This window comes from Stenotrophomonas sp. Steno-Z2 (assembly GCF_056393235.1).
The window spans coordinates 1-19,302 of the sequence record NZ_JBWJOY010000004.1; the positions used below are offsets into that span (position 1 = coordinate 1).

At 68.6% G+C, this 19,302-nt stretch carries 16 protein-coding genes and 1 pseudogene; 11 read left to right on the top strand and 6 right to left on the bottom strand.

The features are described 5' to 3' along the window. Positions 1 to 595: 595 nt before the first annotated feature. The 3 genes from AC06FP_RS10705 to AC06FP_RS10715 are packed head-to-tail and all read right to left on the bottom strand — an operon-like array spanning position 596 to position 3,203. Positions 596 to 733 (bottom strand): hypothetical protein, encoded by a 138-nt coding sequence (locus AC06FP_RS10705; RefSeq protein ID WP_478075626.1) that lies wholly within the window; start codon positions 731 to 733, stop codon positions 596 to 598. Positions 734 to 765: 32 nt separating this feature from the next. Then, the gene (locus tag AC06FP_RS10710; RefSeq protein WP_478075478.1) at positions 766 to 2,487 is read right to left on the bottom strand and encodes a M28 family metallopeptidase; all 1,722 of its coding nucleotides are present in this window, start codon (positions 2,485 to 2,487) and stop codon (positions 766 to 768) included. Between the two features lie 59 nt (positions 2,488 to 2,546). Beyond that, positions 2,547 to 3,203 carry a DUF4097 family beta strand repeat-containing protein gene (locus tag AC06FP_RS10715; protein ID WP_456117841.1) on the bottom strand — a complete coding sequence of 219 codons (657 nt, stop codon included), beginning with the start codon at positions 3,201 to 3,203 and terminating at the stop codon, positions 2,547 to 2,549. An 85-nt stretch (positions 3,204 to 3,288) separates the two neighbouring features. On the opposite strand from AC06FP_RS10715, the gene AC06FP_RS10720 reads away from it, so the two are divergent. Continuing rightward, positions 3,289 to 4,566, top strand: coding sequence for a murein hydrolase activator EnvC family protein (locus AC06FP_RS10720; protein WP_478075479.1), 1,278 nt, complete (start codon positions 3,289 to 3,291; stop codon positions 4,564 to 4,566). A gap of 116 nt (positions 4,567 to 4,682) precedes the next feature. Then, positions 4,683 to 6,098, top strand: coding sequence for a S41 family peptidase (locus AC06FP_RS10725; RefSeq protein WP_478075480.1), 1,416 nt, complete (start codon positions 4,683 to 4,685; stop codon positions 6,096 to 6,098). Between the two features lie 183 nt (positions 6,099 to 6,281). Here AC06FP_RS10725 and AC06FP_RS10730 read toward each other — a convergent pair whose 3' ends face one another. Continuing rightward, positions 6,282 to 6,605, bottom strand: a complete 324-nt coding sequence (locus AC06FP_RS10730) for a DUF1820 family protein (RefSeq protein ID WP_456117844.1) — start codon at positions 6,603 to 6,605, stop codon at positions 6,282 to 6,284. 38 nt (positions 6,606 to 6,643) lie between these two features. After that, complete coding sequence (locus AC06FP_RS10735; RefSeq protein WP_456117845.1) at positions 6,644 to 7,336, bottom strand: rhomboid family intramembrane serine protease; 693 nt, start codon at positions 7,334 to 7,336, stop codon at positions 6,644 to 6,646. Positions 7,337 to 7,553: 217 nt separating this feature from the next. Here AC06FP_RS10735 and AC06FP_RS10740 point away from each other — a divergent pair, with 217 nt between their 5' ends. The 3 genes and pseudogenes from AC06FP_RS10740 to AC06FP_RS10750 all read left to right on the top strand — a co-directional run bounded on the left by AC06FP_RS10740 (position 7,554) and on the right by AC06FP_RS10750 (position 10,730). Continuing rightward, positions 7,554 to 8,933, top strand: coding sequence for an outer membrane protein transport protein (locus tag AC06FP_RS10740; RefSeq protein ID WP_478075481.1), 1,380 nt, complete (start codon positions 7,554 to 7,556; stop codon positions 8,931 to 8,933). 130 nt (positions 8,934 to 9,063) lie between these two features. Further along, entirely contained in the window at positions 9,064 to 9,669 is a 606-nt protein-coding gene (pnuC, locus tag AC06FP_RS10745) for a nicotinamide riboside transporter PnuC (protein ID WP_478075482.1), read from the top strand. 238 nt (positions 9,670 to 9,907) lie between these two features. Beyond that, positions 9,908 to 10,730: pseudogene (locus AC06FP_RS10750) on the top strand (AAA family ATPase). A gap of 256 nt (positions 10,731 to 10,986) precedes the next feature. On the opposite strand, the gene putA reads toward AC06FP_RS10750, so the two are convergent. After that, complete coding sequence (gene putA / locus AC06FP_RS10755) at positions 10,987 to 14,193, bottom strand: bifunctional proline dehydrogenase/L-glutamate gamma-semialdehyde dehydrogenase PutA (protein ID WP_478075483.1); 3,207 nt, start codon at positions 14,191 to 14,193, stop codon at positions 10,987 to 10,989. Positions 14,194 to 14,496: 303 nt separating this feature from the next. Between putA and AC06FP_RS10760 the strand changes: the two genes are divergently transcribed. From AC06FP_RS10760 to AC06FP_RS10785, 6 genes are all read left to right on the top strand, one after another. Beyond that, the gene (locus tag AC06FP_RS10760; RefSeq protein WP_456117850.1) at positions 14,497 to 14,970 is read left to right on the top strand and encodes a DUF2244 domain-containing protein; all 474 of its coding nucleotides are present in this window, start codon (positions 14,497 to 14,499) and stop codon (positions 14,968 to 14,970) included. A 17-nt stretch (positions 14,971 to 14,987) separates the two neighbouring features. Further along, complete coding sequence (gene coxB, locus AC06FP_RS10765; protein ID WP_478075484.1) at positions 14,988 to 15,920, top strand: cytochrome c oxidase subunit II; 933 nt, start codon at positions 14,988 to 14,990, stop codon at positions 15,918 to 15,920. Between the two features lie 64 nt (positions 15,921 to 15,984). After that, complete coding sequence (ctaD, locus tag AC06FP_RS10770; protein ID WP_478075485.1) at positions 15,985 to 17,595, top strand: cytochrome c oxidase subunit I; 1,611 nt, start codon at positions 15,985 to 15,987, stop codon at positions 17,593 to 17,595. Positions 17,596 to 17,606: 11 nt separating this feature from the next. Continuing rightward, positions 17,607 to 17,741 carry a hypothetical protein gene (locus AC06FP_RS10775; protein WP_456117853.1) on the top strand — a complete coding sequence of 45 codons (135 nt, stop codon included), beginning with the start codon at positions 17,607 to 17,609 and terminating at the stop codon, positions 17,739 to 17,741. After that, positions 17,738 to 18,322: a cytochrome c oxidase assembly protein gene (locus tag AC06FP_RS10780; RefSeq protein WP_478075486.1), complete on the top strand. Its 585-nt coding sequence runs from the start codon at positions 17,738 to 17,740 to the stop codon at positions 18,320 to 18,322. Before AC06FP_RS10775 ends, AC06FP_RS10780 begins: the two co-directional genes overlap by 4 nt. A 21-nt stretch (positions 18,323 to 18,343) precedes the next feature. Then, a complete protein-coding gene (locus AC06FP_RS10785; protein ID WP_456117855.1) occupies positions 18,344 to 19,219 on the top strand; it encodes a cytochrome c oxidase subunit 3 in 876 nt (291 codons plus the stop codon). The last annotated feature ends 83 nt before the right edge of the window (positions 19,220 to 19,302 follow it).

Genomic DNA, 19,302 nt, shown 5'->3' on the forward strand with positions numbered 1-19,302 from the left:
CCCTTCCCGCCTCTGACCATCCCGGGTGCCGCCGACGCCTGGCGCCGCCAGACATTTCGCCGCGCTTGGCGCGCCGTTTGCTGGAACAGGCGTGCGTCGCTTTGCCCGAAGCTGTCCTAATGAGCGGGCAGGACGCTGCGCTGCGAATCTCTCTCCGACCTGGAGCAAGCCTCCCTGTCTGCGGGTGCATGCAGACAGTAATGCTCCGCGGCCATCACCTGCGGATTTGGCTGCTGAGCCGCAGCGAGGCTTCGCAGCTCAAGGCAGGTGCGCAGGCACGCCGTTCGGGGAAGCGATCAACGATGCCAGTTGCGCAGAAGACAACGGCGCCCGCAGGCGCCGTTGCCGTGTTCCGATCGCACCGAAGATCAGCGTCGCCGTGCCCGCTGACGCGCGGCCATGACCTGCAGGCGCACGCGGACGGTCATGCTCCGCAGCCATCACCTGCGGACCGGCCTGCTGAACCGGAGGGATCTCAGTGAAAGGTCCTTCGGGAGCGAGCTGCCTTGGGGAGTGGATCACACCGCCAACGGCGCATACGACAACGGCGCCCGCAGGCGCCGTTGCTTCAACCGCTACCGCGCCAACGCCTGCCTCACACCCGGCCGAACACCAGGATGGCGTTCGTACCGCCGAAGCCGAAGCTGTTGGACATCACCGTCGACAGCTGCGCTTCCTGCGTCTGACGCAGGATGGGAAAATCCTGCGCCGTGCGAGCGTGCTGCCCGATCAAGGCGCCCACCTGCGGGCGCAGGCCTGGCTGGATCAATGAGGCTCGGGGTCGTTGGCGGCGCGCCTGCCTTCCATCATGCGGTCGCGATTGGCCTTGAAAGGATTGCCCGGGTACCAGTTGGGCCAGCTTTCGCCGCCTGCCAGCTCCCGGCCGACGCCGTACAGCAGTTCGAGGTCCTCCATGGTGCCGTCGAGCTTCCAGGTGGCGGGGTCGTACTCGTCGCGCGGGCTGTGGTAGCGATCGCGGCCATAGGCTTCGGCGGCCTTCCTGCCGGCTTCGATGCCGCCTTCCAGAAGATCCTGGCCGCCGCCGGCATAGAGCGCGGGGACACCGGCCTTGGCGAAGTTGAAGTGATCCGAGCGGAAGTAGAAGCCGCTCTGCACGGAGGATTCCGCATGCAGGGTCCGATGCTGCGCGGCTGCCAGCGGCTTGAGGATGTCCTCGAGCTCGGAGCTGCCGTAACCGGTGACGGTCACGTCGCGGGCGCGGCCGTTCACCGACATCGCATCGATGTTGATCACGCCGGCGATCTTGTCCAGCGGGAAGGTGGGGTGGTTGACGTAGTACTGCGAGCCGAGCAGGCCCGATTCCTCCAGCGTTACCGCCAGGAATACCACCGAGCGCTGTGGCGCCGGTTGCTGGTGGGCCAGGGCGTCGGCGATCTCGAGGATGCCGGCCACGCCGGTCGCGTTGTCCACCGCGCCGTTGTAGATGCCATCTTCTCCTTCCGCATTCGCGCCTTCGCGCCTGCCGAGATGATCCCAATGCGCCATGTAGAGCACGGCTTCGTCGGCGCGCTTGCCGCCGGGCAGGACGCCAACGACGTTGCGCGATTTCTTCTCGGCGATGCTGCTCTTCAGGTCGAGCGACAGCGTGGTGTGCAGTGGCACCGGTTTGAAGCCGCGCCTGCTGGCATCACGATAGGCCCGGTCCAGATCGAGACCGGCGTCGGCGAACAACTGCCGCGCGGCGTCCGCACTCAGCCAGCCCTGGGCCTGCAGGCGCGGCTCCTTGTCCTCGGCTGCCGGCAGGTCGTACTGCGCGCCACCCCAGGAGCTCCCGACCACGTCCCAGCCGTACGAGGCACCGGCAGTGTCGTGCACGATCAGCGCCGCGGCCGCGCCCTTGCGCGCGGCTTCCTCGAACTTGTAGGTCCAGCGCCCGTAGTAGGTCATGCGCTTGCCTGCGAACAGGCGGGCGTCGTCCACGTGGAAGCCGGGATCGTTGACGAACATCACCACGGTCTTGCCCTTCCAGTCCTGGCCGGCGTAGTCGTTCCAGTCCTGTTCCGGAGCGTCCACGCCGTAGCCGACGAACACCATGTCGCTGGCGTCGATCTTCACCTCTGGCTGGCCGCTGCGCGTGCCGATCACCATGTCGGCGCCGAACGCGAGCGCGCGGCTGGCCTCGCCATGACGGAGCGTGAGCACGGTCGAGGGATCGGCGATGGTCTCGGTCATCGGCACCTCCTGGAACCAGCTGTCGCCATTGCCCGGTTGCAGGCCGATGCGCTGCATCTGGTCGCGGATGTACTCGACGGTCAGTTCTTCGCCACGGCTGCCGGGCGCGCGCCCCTCGAACTCGTCCGACGCCAGGGTCTTCACCAGCTCGGCGAAGTCCGCGGCGTTGATGTCGCCGGAGAAGGCGTGCGTCGGCGGCGGGGCCTGTACCGGGGCCGGGGGCGGAACGGGCTCCTGCCGGCAGGCGGCCAGAGCCGCGCTCGCGGCGAGACACAACAGGATCTTGCGGGACATCGAACCGGGCTCCGGATGAAAGGCGAAGCCCGATTCTAGGCAAGCGCGCGGCGCGGCGCTCAATCCTTCGGCGCGGCTTCGGTGTCGAAGCGGCGCACGGTGGCACCGCTGACCGGGCCGATGGAGGCGCTGTCATGCACGTACAACGTCACCTCGCGTTCGAAGTTCAGCGGCCCGTCGACCTTCGCGTTCGGGCCGATGATGATCCGCGGCTTGCGCGGAGGCGTGAGCGACAGGCTGAAGGACGGCTTGGTCACGCGGATGCCGCCCTTCACGTGCGAGCCGACGCCCACGGTGATGTCGCCATTGACGGTTTCGACGTTGCGCCCGACCTCGGTGCCGACCAGGCCGATGCCGCCGTTGACGGTTTCCACACCGCCGCCGATGCGCCCGCCCTGGTCGATGAAGATGCTGCCGTTGACCGTCTCCACGTCACCGGACAGGACCAGGCCGCGTCCGGCACGGACGGCGCCGTTCACGGTTTCCAGGCTGCGCGCCTGCACGTCGTCGTCGGCATTGATGCTGCCGTTGACGGTTTCCACGCCGCGCGCCTGCACGCCCTTGGCCAGGTGGATGCTGCCATTGACCGTGTCCAGGTCGCGGTAGGCGGTGCCGGATTCGGTGCGGATGCTCCCGTTCACCTTGCTGATGTCGTCGGACGCCATCGCCAGCGGGCTGGCCAGCCCCAGGGCCAGCAGAAGAAGGAATCGTTTCATCGCGCGTCTCCGTCGGGAATTCCTGTGGGCAAGGATGGATGGCAGCATGGCTGGGTACAATCCGCATCTGCCTGAAGTCACTGGAATGCGTTTGCCACGATACCGCCGCCACCGTCAGTCTGCCCGTTCCCCGGCCTGGGTGGCCGGCTGCCTGCTGGCGCTGTCCCTGGCGGCCCCGCCCGCGCAGGCGCAGAGCAACCCCCGCGATGCGGAGAAGAAACTGCAGCAGGTGCGCGGCGAGCTGAAGAGCGTCGCGCAGGAACGCCAGCGTCTGGAAGGCGAGCGGGACGCGGCGTCCCGGCGCCTGCGCGAGGCCGACCAGCAGGTGGCGCGCAGCGGCCGCGCGGTGGCCGAGACCGAAGCGGCGATGCGCCGCGAACAGCAGGCGCTGGCCGAACTGCAGCAGCGCCGCGTTGCCCTCGAGGCGAACCTGGGCCGGCAGCGCCAGCAGCTTGCCGCGCTGCTGCGCGGCGCCTACCAGCTGGGCAACCACGCACCGCTGAAGCTGCTGCTGTCGCAGGATCGCGTGGCCGATGCCAACCGCGAGCTGGCCTATCACCGTTACCTGCAGCGCGAGCGGGCGCGGGCCATCGCCTCGCTCACCGGCGATCTGCAGGCGCTGTCGTCGACCGAGCAGGAAATCCTGGCGCGCAGCCGCGAGCTGGAGCAGGCGCGCGCGCAGCAGCGCGAACAGGCCGCGGCCCTGGCCGAGGACCGCCGCAAGCGCGCGCAGTTGGCGACGGAACTGGACCAGCGCTACCAGGACCGCAGCGAGCGGGAGAAGGTGCTGGGCAAGGACGCGCGGGCGCTGGAGCGGCTGCTGTCCAACCTGCGCGCGGCGGCGGCCCGCGCCGAGGCCGAGCGCAGGGCGGCCGCACGCCGCGCGCAGGCAGAGCAGGCGCGCCAGGCCGCCACGGGCGCGGCGAGGCCCGCGCCGGGCAAGGTGCCGCCGCGGGTCACCGCGAATGCGCCCGCCCCGAAGGTCGGCGGGCTGGGCTGGCCGGTGTCGGGCAACCTGCTGGCGCGCTATGGCGGGCGCCTGCCGGACGGCCGCACCAGCAGCGGCGTGCTGATCGGCGCGCCTCCCGGCACCACGGTGAGCGCGGTCGCCGACGGTACGGTGGTGTTCTCCGACTGGATGACCGGCTACGGCATGATCCTGATCGTCGACCACGGCAACGGCTACATGAGCCTGTATGCCCACAACGACACCCTGCTGCGCGACTCGGGCGCGCGCGTGCGCCGTGGCGAGGCGGTGGCGCGGGTCGGCAACTCCGGCGGGCAGGGCGTGGCGGCGCTCTACTTCGAGCTGCGCCGCAACGGCCAGCCGGTGGATCCGGCCACCTGGCTGCAGCGCCAGTGACCGCCGGCTGAGCGGGCGGCGCGGCCGATCCCCCGCGTTCAACGTGAATTCGGCCGGGCTTCGCGCATAATCGGTCCGACGCGCATGCTGCGCATCCGTTTTTCATGGAGTGGTTCATGCGTGTAGCCGGCCTTGCTGCTGCCCTGCTGTTCGCACTGTCGCCGGCCGTCGGCCTGGCGCAGAGCGCCCCGGACAAGACGTCGAAGGCGGACGACCCCGACGCCAAGGAATCGGTCACTTCGCGCGTGCCGCTGGAGGAAATCCGCCGGTTCGTCGCCGTGTACAACGCGGTGCGTGCGGCCTATGTCGACCCGGTGGACGACCGCAAGCTGATGCAGTCGGCGGTCCGCGGCCTGCTGCTGGACCTGGATCCGCACAGCACCTATTTCGACAGGGAAGACGCCGAGGCCTTCGACGAGCAGGCCACCGGCGCCTATGAGGGCATCGGCGTGGAGCTGCTGCAGCAGGACGGCGCGCTCAAGGTGGTTTCGCCGATCGACGACACGCCCGCGGCCCGCGCCGGGCTGCGCGCCGGCGACCTCATCGTGGCCATCGACGGCAAGCCGATCAGCGCGATCGAGGCGATGGAACCGCTGCGCGGTCCGGCCGGCAGCAAGGTGGTGCTGACCATCGAGCGCGGCGAGGCAAAACCGTTCGACGTCACCGTCACCCGCGAGACCATCCGCGTCACCAGCGTGCGCAGCCGGATGCTCGAGCCGGGTTATGCCTACGTGCGCATCAGCACCTTCCAGGCCGACACCGGCGCCGATTTCCAGAAGCACATCGCGCAGCTGCAGGCGCAGGCCGGCGGCAGGCTGAAGGGCATGGTGCTGGACCTGCGCAGCAATCCGGGCGGCCTGCTCACCGCGGCGGTGCAGGTGGCCGACGACCTGCTGGAGAAGGGCGTGATCGTGAGCACGCGCGGCCGCATCTCGGTCAGCGATGCCAAATTCGAGGCCACGCCGGGCGACCTGATGAAGGGCGCGCCGGTGGTGGTGCTGGTGGACGCCGGTTCGGCCAGCGCCTCGGAAGTGCTGGCCGGCGCGCTGCACGACAACCAGCGCGCGCGCATCATCGGCAGCCGCACCTTCGGCAAGGGCTCGGTGCAGACCGTGCTGCCGCTGGACAACGGCGACTCGGTCAAGCTCACCACCGCGCGCTACTACACGCCCAGCGGCCGCTCGATCCAGGCCACCGGCATCGTGCCGGACGTGGAGCTGGCGCCGGACCCGGCCAACGCCGCCACGGACATGCCGGCGTCCATCGCCGACTTCAGCGAGGCCAAGCTGCCTGGCCACCTGCGCGGCGACGACGAGGCCAGCGGTGTTGCCACCGGCGTGGTGCTGCCCGGCGACGGGCCGATCCAGTCGGCCCTGCGCGAACTCAAGCAGCCCGGTTCGCTCGCGGCCAGGCCTGCCGCCGTGCCACGCCCGGCCGCTCCCGCGAAGCCGGAGGCAACGCCCGCGCCAGGCGTGACCGTGCCGGCCAAGCCGGAGGAGCCGAAGCCGGAGGCCACCGATAGCGGCAAGTAAGGTTCCCCCCGGGAGTCGCCGAGCCTGTGCGTCATTGGCCCGTTGCCGGACCTTTGCCGCCGGCATCGAGAGAGCCGGGGCAAGGGCTGGGCGATGCCCCGCGGTTGCAGGAGCTCCCTGGCTTCCCGGCGCATCACGCCGCTGCACCGCGCCGGCATGCGCGCCGACCGCGGAAGAGAACGCTCAGCGCGGCCTGGCGGGCATCGGGAACGGCGTGACCACCTTTTCCCCGGTGGCCGCATCGCGGATGGCCGACTGGCCCTTTTTCTCCACTTCCTCGATGCGCACGATGCTCTGCATCGGCAGGTGCAGCACCCGGGTGTCGCCGAACTCCTCGCGCAGGCGCTCCTCGGTGGGGTCGACCACCAGCCCGTCATGGAGGTCGAATACCAGCTCGGCGATTTCGTTGAATCCCCACAGGTGGCTGCTGCCCACGCGCCGGGCATACAGCTCGTAGACCTTGCCGTGGTTGAGGAACGTGATCTTGTACAGGGGCTTGTTGCTCATGGCCCGATTATAAGGACGGCGCGCGGGCGCGGCCGGGCCTAGAAACCGTGGCGCTTGCGCAGCCGCCGGGCGATCGCGGCGCGGACATACAGCCCATAGACGATGCCGAACAGGAAGCCGGCCACGTGCGCCGACCAGGCGACCATGCCGAAGCTCGGGCCGATATAGGCGAACACCACCTGCAGCGCCGCCCATACCCCGATCAGCAGGTAGGCCGGCGCCCGCACGAACTCCAGGAACAGGCCCAGCGGCAGCACGACGCCCAGCCGCGCGCCCGGGAACAGCGCCAGGTACGCGCCCAGCAGCGCCGACACCGCGCCGCTGGCGCCGATGATGATCTGGTCCGGCGATCCCATGGCGTACAACGCGGCGAGGTTGGCCGCGGCGCCGCCCAGCAGGAACAGCAGCAACAGCCGCCAGGGGCCGAGCACCCTTTCGGCCGGCAGGCCGAAGATCAGCAGGAACACCAGGTTGCCGAGCAGGTGCGACCAGTCCGCGTGCAGGAACAGCGCGGTGAACAGGCGCAGCACGCTGCCGTCGCGCAGCGCGGCCCACCAGTCCTGCGGATTGCCCAGGCCGGTGGACAGCGCGCCCCAGTCCATCCACAGCGAACGCCGGGCCTCGTCCGGCCGCGAGATCGACCACAGGAAGGCCAGCCAGATCGCCGCGAACAGCAGGGGTACCGCCCAGCGTGGTCCGGCCTTGTTGCGGGAGGGAATGGAAATGAACATGGGCGCGCAAGCCTACCCCGTGACGGCCCTGGGCAGGGTGATGGAAGGAGAGGAAATGAATGCGGGCGACGTTATTGTTTAGTTAACAAGCTTGTTGGATACTGCATACGGCGTCGTATGTCGGGAGGGGAATCCGGCGCACCGCAGGGCCGCATGGCGGTACTGGGGTGCAGGCGCACCAACGAATCATCACCGTCCTACGGAGAGAGCTTCCAACATGCATACCGCTTCCACCCTCGCACGCGTCACCGCCCTGGCCGTCGGCATCGCCGGTGCCCTGGCTTTCAACCATGCCGATGCCGCCGCGTTCCAGCTGAAGGAAAACAGCGCCAAGGGCCTGGGCCGCGCCTTCGCCGGCTCCACCTCCGCTTGGGACGACGCTTCGGTGATCGCGACCAACCCGGCCTCGATGCGCCTGCTCAACGGCCGCCAGTTCCAGGCCGACCTGAGCGCGATCAGCTTCTCGGCCAAGATGGAAGACGTCTACAACGCCCGCAACGCCGGCCCGACCGGCCCGGGCAAGGGCACGCCGATCTCCGGCGGCAACGGCGGCGACGCCGGCATGATCGCCCCGGTTCCGGCCGCGTACTTCCACGTGCCGTTCGGCGAGAACGACAACATGCACTTCGGTCTGTCGCTGACCGCGCCGTTCGGTTTCAAGACCGAATACGACCGCGACTGGGTGGGCCGCTACCACGGCACCAAGACCGACCTGAAGGCCATCGACCTGGGCGCGGCGTTCTCGTATGACGTCAATCCGTACGTGTCCTTCGGCGCCAGCGTGTTCGTCGAGCACCTGACCATCGAACTGGCCCAGGCCGTGGACTTCGGCGCCGTCGCGTTCAGCGCCAGCAAGGGCGCCAGCGCGGGTCTGGGCATCGTCCCGGGCAGCGCCGATGGCTACTCCAGCGTCGAAGGCGACAACAACGCCGTCGGCTACGTGATCGGCGGTACCTTCAGCCCGACCGAAGACACCAACATCGCGTTGAGCTACCGCTCCAAGGTCGAGCACAAGATCACCGGCGGCAAGGCGCGCTTCGACGTGCCGGGCAATGTCGAAGCTCTGCTGCACCTGAAGGCCCAGGGGCTGTTCGTCGACACCAGCGGCAAGGCCACCGTGACCCTGCCGGCCTCGGCCACCCTGAGCGTGACCCACAAGCTCAACGACCGCTGGACCGTGATGGGCGACGTGACGCGCACCGCCTGGGCCCCCGCGTTCGACAAGGTGACCGTGGACTTCGCTTCCAACCAGCCGGACAACGTGCTGGCGTTCGGCTACAAGGACACCACCTACGGCTCGATCGGTACCGAGTACAAGCTGTCCGACACCATCACCCTGCGCGGCGGCGTGGCTTACGACGAGACCCCGACCACCTATTCGCACCGCGACGTGCGCGTGCCGGACGTGACCCGCAAGTGGCTGTCCTTCGGCCTGGGCTGGACGCCGAAGGAGAACACCGAGTTCAATTTCGGCTACACCCACCTGTTCACCAACGAGCCGGCGATCAATGTCACCAGCAGCACCGGCAACGTGCTGCAGGGCAAGTACAAGGTCGCGGGCGACGTGCTGGCCGCTTCGATCAACTACAAGTTCTGATCAGGCCCGTATCGGGTGATGCAACCGGAAGGCCCCGCGCAAGCGGGGCCTTCTGCGTTGTACCGGGCGCAGCGGATGACGACGGAATCGTCCGCATGGTCCTGCGCCGCGCCACGGGCGACAATGGGGCATGAACCTGTCCGATCCCGCCTTCCAGCTCGAGCTGGCCGCCAATATCGCCGTCGCCGGCTCGATCCTGCTGGCCGGCCGCAACAACGTGCATACCTGGTGGCTGGGCATCGTCGGCTGCGCGCTGTTCGCGCTGGTGTTCGAGCGCTCGCACCTGTACGCGGACATGGTCCTGCAGTTTTTCTTCATCGCCGTCAGCGTGCTGGGCTGGTGGCAATGGCTGCGGGGCGACCATGGCGCGTCGCTGCCGATCAGCCGCCTGCCTGCGCGCTCCTGGGCCTGGCTGGTGCCGCTGGCGGTGCTGGGCACGTCCGGCTACGGCTGGATGCTGACGCGCCTGACCAATGCCTATGCGCCCTATGTCGATTCGGCGGTGCTGGTGCTGAGCATGATCGCGCAGCTGCTGATGATGCGGCGCAAGCTGGAATCGTGGTGGCTGTGGCTGCTGGTGAACAGCATCGCCGCGCCGCTGTATTACAGCCGCGGGCTGCACCTGACCTCGATCCTGTATGTCGGCTTCTGGATCAATGCCCTGGTGGCGCTGCGTCACTGGCGGCGCCTGATGCGCGACGAGGTGGAAGCGCGGGCGGCCGATGCGGTCGCCTGAGCGGTTTGCACGCGGGCTGGTGGTCGGAAAGTTCTGCCCGCTGCATCGCGGGCATGAACGCCTGATCGAGTTCGCTGCCGCGCGGTGCCGGCACCTGCTGGTGATCGGCTGGTCGCAGCCCGGCTTCGCCGGCTACGGCGCGGCGCTCCGCGAGCGATGGCTGCATGCGCGCTTCCCTCAGGTCCAGGCGGCAGTGCTCGACGATGCGCGGCTGGCGGCGCTGTGCAGGCAGCACGGCATGCCGGTGCGCAATCTGCCGCTGGACGACGCCAGCGCCCAGGTGCAGCGCGAATTCACCGCGTGGCTGTGCCTTGCGCTGTTCGGCGGGCCGGTGCAGGCGGTGTTCACCGGCGAGGAGTATGGCGACGGGTTCGCCGAGGCGCTGGCTGCGTGCTTCGGCGCGCCGGTGGCGCACGAACGGCTGGATCGTGCGCTGGACGCGGGCCAGGCGACCGGCACGCAGCTGCGCGCCGACCCGCATGCGCACCGCGGCAGCCTCGGTCCCGCCGTGTACGCCGACCATGTGCGGCGGGTGGCCTTCATCGGCGGCGAGTCCACCGGCAAGACCACGCTGGCGCGGACCCTGGCCGGGCGCCTGCAGACCGCGTGGGTGCCGGAGTATGGCCGCACCCTGTGGGGAAGCGCGCGGCGGCGCGCTGCAGGCGCAGGACCTGCCGCGGATCGCGGCCACGCAGCTGCGGCATGAAGACGAGGCGGCCCTGCGCGCCCACCGCTGGCTGTTCTGCGACACCACGCCGCTGGTGACCCTGGGCTACAGCGGCTGGATGTCCGGCAGCGCGCCGGAGGCGCTGCGGCAGGCGGCGGCGCGCTCCTACGACCTGCTGTTCCTGTGCGCGCCGGACATCGCGTTCGAGCAGGACGGCACCCGCGCCGGCGCCGGCTTCCGCGAACGGCAGCATGCGTGGTACCTGCAGCAGCTACACGGGCGCGGCACGGATTACGTGCTGCTGGAAGGGCCGCTGGAGGCGCGCATCGCGCGCGTGCGGGCGGAGCTGGCGCGGTTGCCGGCGGACGGTCCGAGCCTGGCGGTCCGGGCATGAACGAGGGTGCCGCCCCACGCGTTGATTGACGTGATGCGTGCCTGCCCCTGCATCGCCCTTCCGGCAAAGCGCATGCGGGGCAAGCCCCGCATCCAGGGGCGCAGCGGCCATGCCCGCGTCGGGCGACGCATCATGAAAAACGGCAGGACAGCCTTTTTCACGGGCAAGCCGCCCGGAGGGTGGCGCACACGGATGCGCACCATGAAAAAACCCCGCTTCCGCGGGGTTCTTTCATTGACGCGAGGAACGCGCCGGATCAGTCGCCCAGGGTCAGCAGCGAGGCATTGCCGCCGGCGGCGGTGGTGTTCACCGTCACCGTCTTCTCGGTGGCGAAGCGCAGCAGGTAGTGCGGGCCGCCGGCCTTCGGGCCGGTGCCGGACAGGCCCTGGCCACCGAACGGCTGCACGCCGACCACCGCGCCGATCTGGTTGCGGTTGACGTAGACGTTGCCGACGTTGACGCGCGATGCGATGCGGTCGACGGTCTCGTCGATGCGCGAATGCACGCCCAGGGTCAGGCCGTAGCCGGTGGCGTTGATCTGGTCGATCACCGCGTCGAGCTGGTCGGCCTTCCAGCGGATCAGGTGCAGCACCGGTCCGAAGATTTCCCTGTGCAGCTGTCCCAGGTCCTTCAGCTCATAGGCGCGCGGCGCGAAGAAGGTGCCGTGCGCGGTGGCGTCGGACAGCGGCGCGACGGCGATCAGGCGCGCTTCGCTGTCCATGCGCGCGGCGTGGTCTTCGAGGATGCGCAGCGCGTCGGCGTCGATCACCGGGCCGACGTCGGTGGACAGTTCGCCCGGGTTGCCGACCTTCAGTTCGGCCATGGCGCCGGCCAGCATGTGCATCACCTTGTCGGCGATGTCGTCCTGCACGAACAGCACGCGCGCGGCCGAGCAGCGCTGGCCGGCGGAGGTGAAGGCCGAGCCGATCGCATCCTTGACCAGCTGCTCCGGCAGCGCCGAGGAGTCGGCGATGAAGGCGTTCTGGCCGCCGGTCTCGGCGATGAGCACGCCGATGGCGGCATCGCGCGCGGCCATCGCGCGGTTGATGGCGCGGGCGGTTTCGGTCGAACCGGTGAAGGCCACGCCGGCCACGCGCGGGTCGGCGGTGAGCGCGGCGCCGACGGTGGCGCCGTCGCCCGGCAGGAACTGCAGCACCTCGGCTGGCACGCCGGCGTCGTGCAGCAGCTTCACCGCGTAATGGCCGACCAGGTTGGTCTGCTCGGCCGGCTTGGCGATGACGCTGTTGCCGGCGGCCAGCGCGGCGCTGACCTGGCCCAGGAAGATCGCCAGCGGGAAGTTCCACGGGCTGATGCAGACGAATACGCCGCGGCCGTGCAGCTGCAGCTCGTTGCTTTCGCCGGTCGGGCTCGGCAGCTTCTCGGCACTGCCGAACTGTTCGCGCGCCTGCTTGGCGTAGTAGCGGAGGAAATCCACCGCCTCGCGCACTTCGGCGACGCTGTCCGGCAGGCTCTTGCCGGCTTCCTTCACGCACAGCGCCATGAACTCGGCGATGCGCGCTTCCAGCTGGTCGGCGGCGTGTTCGAGGATGGCGGCGCGGCTGGCGGCCGGGGTGCGGTTCCAGGCCGGCTGCGCGGCCACGGCGTTGGCCAGCGCCTTCTGCACGGTGGCGCTGTCGGCGGCCTGCCAGTGGCCGACCACCTCGCGGTTGTCGGCCGGGTTGGTCACCGGCAGGCTGGCGCCGCTGGGGGTGGCGCCCGGCACCAGCGGGGCGGCCTGCCAGGGCCTGACCGCGGCGTTGAGCTGCTCGGCGAGGGCGCGCAGTGCGTTGTCGTTGGCGAGGTTGATGCCCATGGAGTTGTTCCTGTCGTGGTTCTGGCTGCGCAGCAGGTCGACCGGCAGCGGGATCTTGGGATGCGGGATGGACGCGAACGAGGACACGGCTTCGACCGGATCGCGGATCAGGTCGTCGATGGACACGTCCTCGTCGGTGATGCGGTTGACGAAGCTGGAGTTGGCGCCGTTCTCGAGCAGGCGGCGCACCAGGTAGGGCAGCAGGTCCTCGTGCGAACCGACCGGCGCGTACACGCGGCACGGCACGTCCAGGCGGTCGGCCGGGATCACCTCGGCGTACAGGTCGTCGCCCATGCCGTGCAGCTTCTGGTGCTCGTAGGTGCGGCCCTGCGCGATCTGCTTCACCGCGGCGATGGTGGCCGCGTTGTGCGTGGCGAACATCGGGTACAGCACGTCGGCGTGGCCGAACAGGCGTTTGGCGCAGGCCAGGTAGGACACGTCGGTATTCTGCTTGCGGGTGAACACCGGGTAGCCGGGCAGGCCATCGATCTGCGCGCGCTTGATCTCCGCGTCCCAGTACGCGCCCTTGACCAGCCGCACCTGCAGCCGGTGGCCGATGCGGCGGGCCAGGTCGGCGAGGTAGTCGATCGTGTACGGGGTGCGCTTCTGGTAGGCCTGCACCACGATGCCAAAGCCTTCCCAGCCCTTGAGCGAGGGATCGCTGACCACGCGCTCGATGATGTCCAGCGACAGTTCCAGGCGGTCGGTCTCCTCGGCGTCGACGGTGCAGCCGATGCCGTAGGACTTGGCCAGCTGCGCCAGTTCCAGCACGCCCGGCACCAGGTCCGCGAGCACGCGCTCGCGCTTGGCGTGCTCGTAGCGCGGGTACAGCGCCGACAGCTTGATCGAAATGCCGTGCGAACGGGTCACGTCGCCGTCGGCCTTGCCGCCGCGGGCCAGGTTGTCCTTGCCGATGGCGTGGATCGCGCGCCGGTAGTCTTCCAGGTAGCGCAGCGCGTCCTTCATGGTCAGCGCGCCTTCGCCGAGCATGTCGAAGGAATAGCGGTAGTTGGCGTTGTCGCCCTTGTGCGAGCGCGCCAGCGCCTCGTCGATGGTGCGGCCCATGACGAACTGGTGGCCCATGATCTTCATCGCCTGGCGCACGGCCAGGCGGATCACCGGCTCGCCGACGCGGCCGATCAGGCGCTTGAAGGCGCCGTGCACGTCGCGCTTGGTGTCGTCGGCCAGGTCGACCAGGTGGCCGGTCAGCATCAGGCCCCAGGTCGAGGCGTTGACCAGCACCGAATCGGACTGGCCCATGTGGCGCTTCCAGTCGGCCTCGCCGAGCTTGTCGCGGATCAGCTTGTCGGCCGTCTCCTGGTCGGGGATGCGCAGCAGCGCCTCGGCCACGCACATCAGCAGCACGCCTTCCTCGCTGCCCAGGTCGTACTGGCGCATGAAGGCCTCGATCGCGCCCTGGTTGCGGGCGCGGGCGCGCACCCGGCGCACCAGGTCGGCGGCGGTGGCCTGCACCTGGGCCTGTTCGGCGGCGGGCAGGCGGGCCTGTTCGAGCAGTTCGCGGACATGGCTGTCCTCGTCCTTCAGCCAGGCATCGGTGATGGCCTGGCGCAGCGCGGGCGGCGCCGGCGGCAGTTCGGGCGAGAGCAGCGGCTGCACCGCGGCGGCGTGGGTGGACGGTGTTGCATTCATGGGCATGACCACATCGGGACACGTTGGGATTCGGCCATTTTAATCCCTGGCGGCGGATTTCCCAGCCCTCACGGCAGCCTTCGGGAGCGGTAGAACCCTTGGTACAGGGGCGATACGGCAAAAAATCCGTGGTGCTCATAAATTGTGCCGAATCCGGCAAATTATCCGCCGATGTCGATTCGGTCCGGCATCGCGTCCGGTGTGCAGTGCAGCAATCACGACAATGATGAATGAGAGCTTGCCGGTGTGATTGGGCGGGGCTACCATCGAAGCCGTTTTCCGCGGTACGGACGCGGTTGCGACATGATCGAGATGCTTCGGCGGGTTGAAGGCGGCTCACGTGCGCAGCTGGTGCTGCATCCCCCACGGGCGCTCAGTGCCCGGCAGTTCGTCCTGTTGTTCGCCGCGTTGGCAGGGTTGATGTGGTTCTCGGCAGGCCTGGGCTGGCTGTCTGGAAACGTTTTCGCCCCCGTCTTCGCGTTATTGCATTGCTTCCTGGTGGGAGCCGCCCTGCGCGCGTCATGGCGCAGCGGCGAACGCCGGGAAGAGATCCGGGTTGGACCGGACTGCGTGGAGGTGATTCCCGCGGCCGGGTGTCCGCCGGTCTTCCGGGCCCACCCTTACTGGGTGCGCCTGGTGATCGAGGACGAACGGGTCGTGCTGGTCTCCAGCGGGAAGCGGGTCGAAGTGGGGAGTCTCCTCGCACCCGCCGAACGCAGGGAGCTGGCGGCGACGCTGGAAGGCTTGCTCGCGGCCAATGAAGGCCGCAACCGATGACGTCAAGGGTCTAGGCAATGAAGCAAAGCAACAGGTGGGGAATGTGGTGCGGCAAGGGTCTGGGGCTGGCGGCGATGGCGCTGGCGGCACCGGCGGTGTGGGCCCAGGCGGGGGATCCGAAACCCTGGCAGCTCAACATGGGCAAGGGCGTCACCCATACCGCGCGCATGGCGTGGGACGCGCACATGGTGGCGCTGTGGGTGTGCACCGTCATCGGCCTGATCGTGTTCGGCGCGATGGCCTACGCCATCTTCAAGTTCCGCAAGTCCAAGGGCGCGGTGGCGGCGCAGTTCTCGCACAACACCCGGGCCGAGGTCATCTGGACCGTCATCCCGATCATCATCCTGGTGGTGATGGCATGGCCGGCCACGGCCAAGCTGATCGCCATGTACGACACCCGCGACTCCGAGATGACGGTGAAGATCACCGGCTATCAGTGGATGTGGAAGTACGAGTACCTGGGCGAGAACGTGGCGTTCACCAGCCGCCTGGACCGCAAGTCCGACCAGGTGCGGCAGAGCGGCGCGGTGCCGACGATGGCCTCCGATCCGCACTACCTGCTGGACGTGGACAACCCGCTGGTGCTGCCGGTGGACACCAAGGTCCGCTTCGTCATCACCTCCGACGACGTGGTCCACGCCTGGTGGGTCCCGGCGCTGGGCTGGAAGCAGGACGCCGTGCCGGGCTTCATCAACGAGCGCTGGACCAACATCGAGCAGGAAGGCGTGTACCGCGGCCAATGCGCCGAACTGTGCGGCAAGGACCACGGCTTCATGCCGATCGTGGTCAAGGCCGTGTCCAAGGACGAGTTCAAGACCTGGCTGGCCTCGCGCAAGCCCGCTCCGGCGCCGGTGGCCGAACCCGCACCGGCCGCCGCGCCCGCCACCGACGCCCCGCAGCCGGAGGCCGCGCCCGCCGCGGAACCGGCCCCGGCGGCGACCGGCGCCTGATACCGCTGCGCGCCGGCCCGCGCCGGCGCGATGCCTGGAAACTGGATAACGAGGTATAGCTGCAATGGCGAACTCCGCAGTGGGCCACTCCGACCATCACGGCCACCAGCAAAGCTTCTTCGAGCGTTGGTTCTTCTCCACCAACCACAAGGACATCGGAACGCTGTACCTGCTTTTCAGCTTCCTGATGTTCATCATCGGCGCCTTCATGTCGGTGCTGATCCGCTGGGAGCTGATGGAGCCCGGGCTTCAGCACATGAAGCCGGAATTCTTCAACCAGATGACCACCGTGCACGCGCTGGTGATGATCTTCGGCGGCGTCATGCCGGCCTTCGTCGGCCTGGCCAACTGGATGATCCCGCTGCAGATCGGCGCGCCGGACATGGCGCTGCCGCGCATGAACAACTGGTCGTTCTGGCTGCTGCCGGTGGCCTTCACCCTGCTGCTGCTGACCCTGTTCCTGCCCGGCGGCGCGCCCGCCGGCGGCTGGACCATGTACCCGCCGCTGTCGCTGCAGGGCGGCTACAACGTGGCCTTCAGCGTGTTCGCCATCCACGTGGCCGGCATCAGCTCGATCATGGGCGCGATCAACATCATCGCCACCGTGCTCAACATGCGCGCGCCGGGCATCGACCTGCTGAAGATGCCGATCTTCTGCTGGACCTGGCTGATCACCGCGTTCCTGCTGATCGCGGTCATGCCGGTGCTGGCCGGCGCGGTGACCATGCTGCTGACCGACAAGTTCTTCGGCACCAGCTTCTTCAACGCCGCCGGCGGCGGCGACCCGGTGATGTACCAGCACATCTTCTGGTTCTTCGGGCATCCGGAGGTCTACATCATGATCCTGCCGGCGTTCGGCGTGATCAGCGAGATCATCCCCACCTTCAGCCGCAAGCCGCTGTTCGGCTACCAGGCGATGGTGTACGCCACCGCGGCCATCGCGTTCCTGTCGTTCATCGTGTGGGCGCACCACATGTTCACGGTGGGCATGCCGCTGGGCGGCGAGATCTACTTCATGTTCGCCACCATGCTGATCTCGATCCCGACCGGCGTGAAGGTGTTCAACTGGGTCAGCACGATGTGGAAGGGCGCGCTGACCTTCGAGACCCCGATGCTGTTCTCCATCGCCTTCGTGGTGCTGTTCAGCATCGGCGGCTTCTCCGGCCTGATGCTGGCCATCGTGCCGGCCGACTTCCAGTACCACGACACCTACTTCGTGGTGGCGCACTTCCACTACGTGCTGGTCACCGGCGCGGTGCTGGCGCTGATCGCCGCGGTCTACTACTGGTGGCCGAAGTGGACCGGCCGCATGTACAACGAGTTCTGGGGCAAGGTGCATTTCTGGTGGACGATGGTATTCGTCAACCTGCTGTTCTTCCCGCAGCACTTCCTTGGCCTGGCCGGCATGCCGCGCCGCATCCCGGACTACAACCCGGTGTTCGCCGATTGGAACCTGATCAGCTCGATCGGCGCGTTCGGCATGTTCGTCACCCCGTTCCTGATGGCCGCCATCCTGCTGTCGTCGCTGCGCAGCGGCCAGCGCGCCGAAGCGCGCGCCTGGGAAAGCGCCAAGGGCCTGGAGTGGACCGTGCCGTCGCCGGCGCCGGCGCATACCTTCACCGTGCCGCCGGTGATCCAGCCGGGCGACCTGGCCCATGACGACGTCACCCATTGAGGCGCATGCCGATGAGCCGTCCCGACTGGCAAGCCGATGAACTGGCCCTGCGCCGCCGCCGCTCGCGGCGCACGGCGCTGGTGGTGGGCCTGGTCGCGGTAGCGATCTACGCCGGCTTCATCCTGTCCGGAGTGCTGGCGCATTGACCACGCCCGCGCCCCGGCCCGAACGCAGCGCCGGCCTGGTCCGGCTGCTCGGCGTGGCGCTGGGCGTGTTCGTGCTGACCTTCTCGCTGGTGCCGCTGTACCGCATCGCCTGCGAGAAGGTGTTCGGCGTGCGCCTTGAGCGTGGTGCCAGCCAGGCGGCCGCCAGCCAGGCGGCCGGCAGGCGCGTGGTGCGGGTGGAGTTCGACGGCGGCGTCAATTCCAAGCTGCCGTGGGCCTTCCATCCGGAAAAACTGACGATGGACGTGGTGCCGGGCGAGCTGAACGAAGCGCTTTACTTCGCCCGCAACGACAGCGACCACGCGCTGGTCGGCAGCGCGGTGCCCTCGGTGGCGCCGGCGCGGGCCTCCGGCTACTTCAACAAGACCGAATGTTTCTGCTTCACCGCGCAGACCCTGCAGGCCGGCGAGCAGCGCGAGATGCCGGTACGTTTCATCGTCGATCCGGACCTGCCTGCGGACGTCCGCACGATCACCCTGTCCTATACCTTCTACAAGAACGACGCGCTGACGGCGCAGCTGGCACCGGCCTCGGCCGGCGGCTCGTCGCACGCGGCCCCCTGACCACGGATCCGGAAGCACGCCATGGCCCACAACACGCCTGATGCCAACGTCTACTTCGTGCCGAGCCAGAGTCGCTGGCCCTTCGTCGGCTCGATTTCCATGCTGGTGCTGATGGTCGGAGTGGCCAGCTGGCTCAACGACGCCAGCTGGGGCCGCTGGACCTTCTTCATCGGCTTGGCGATGCTGGTGTTCACCCTGTTCCTGTGGTTCGGCGACGTGATCCGCGAGTCGGTCGGCGGCAACTACAACCGCCAGGTCGACGGTTCGTTCCGCATGGGCATGGTCTGGTTCATCTTCTCGGAAGTGATGTTCTTCGGCGCCTTCTTCGGCGCGCTGTTCTACACCCGCGTCTACGGCCTGGCTTGGCTGGGCGGCGAAGGCCACGGCGTGGCGACCAACGAAATCCTGTGGGACGGCTATTCGGCGGCGTGGCCGACCAATGGCCCGGGCGGCGTCGGCGGCATGTTCCAGACCATCCCGGCCTGGGGCCTGCCGCTGGTCAACACGCTGATCCTGCTGACCTCCGGCGCGACCCTGACCATCGCCCACCACGCGCTCAAGGCCGGCAACCGCAGGCAGCTGCTGATCTGGCTCGGTGCCACGGTGCTGCTGGGCTGCGTGTTCCTGTTCTTCCAGGCCGAGGAATACATGCACGCCTACGGCGAGCTCAACCTCACCCTGGGCTCGGGCATTTACGGTTCCACTTTCTTCATGCTCACCGGCTTCCACGGCGCGCACGTGCTGCTGGGCACGATCATGCTGATCGTCATGTGGCTGCGTTCGGCCAAGGGCCACTTCACCCGCGACAACCACTTCGGCTTCGAGGCCGCGGCGTGGTACTGGCATTTCGTCGACGTGGTGTGGCTGATGCTGTTCCTGTTCGTCTACGTGCTGTAAGCGACCGGAAAAGACAGGGAGCGGGGCATCGGGATCGCATCCCGGTACGCCGCTCCCTCATTGCTTCGCAGGCACCGCCGGGT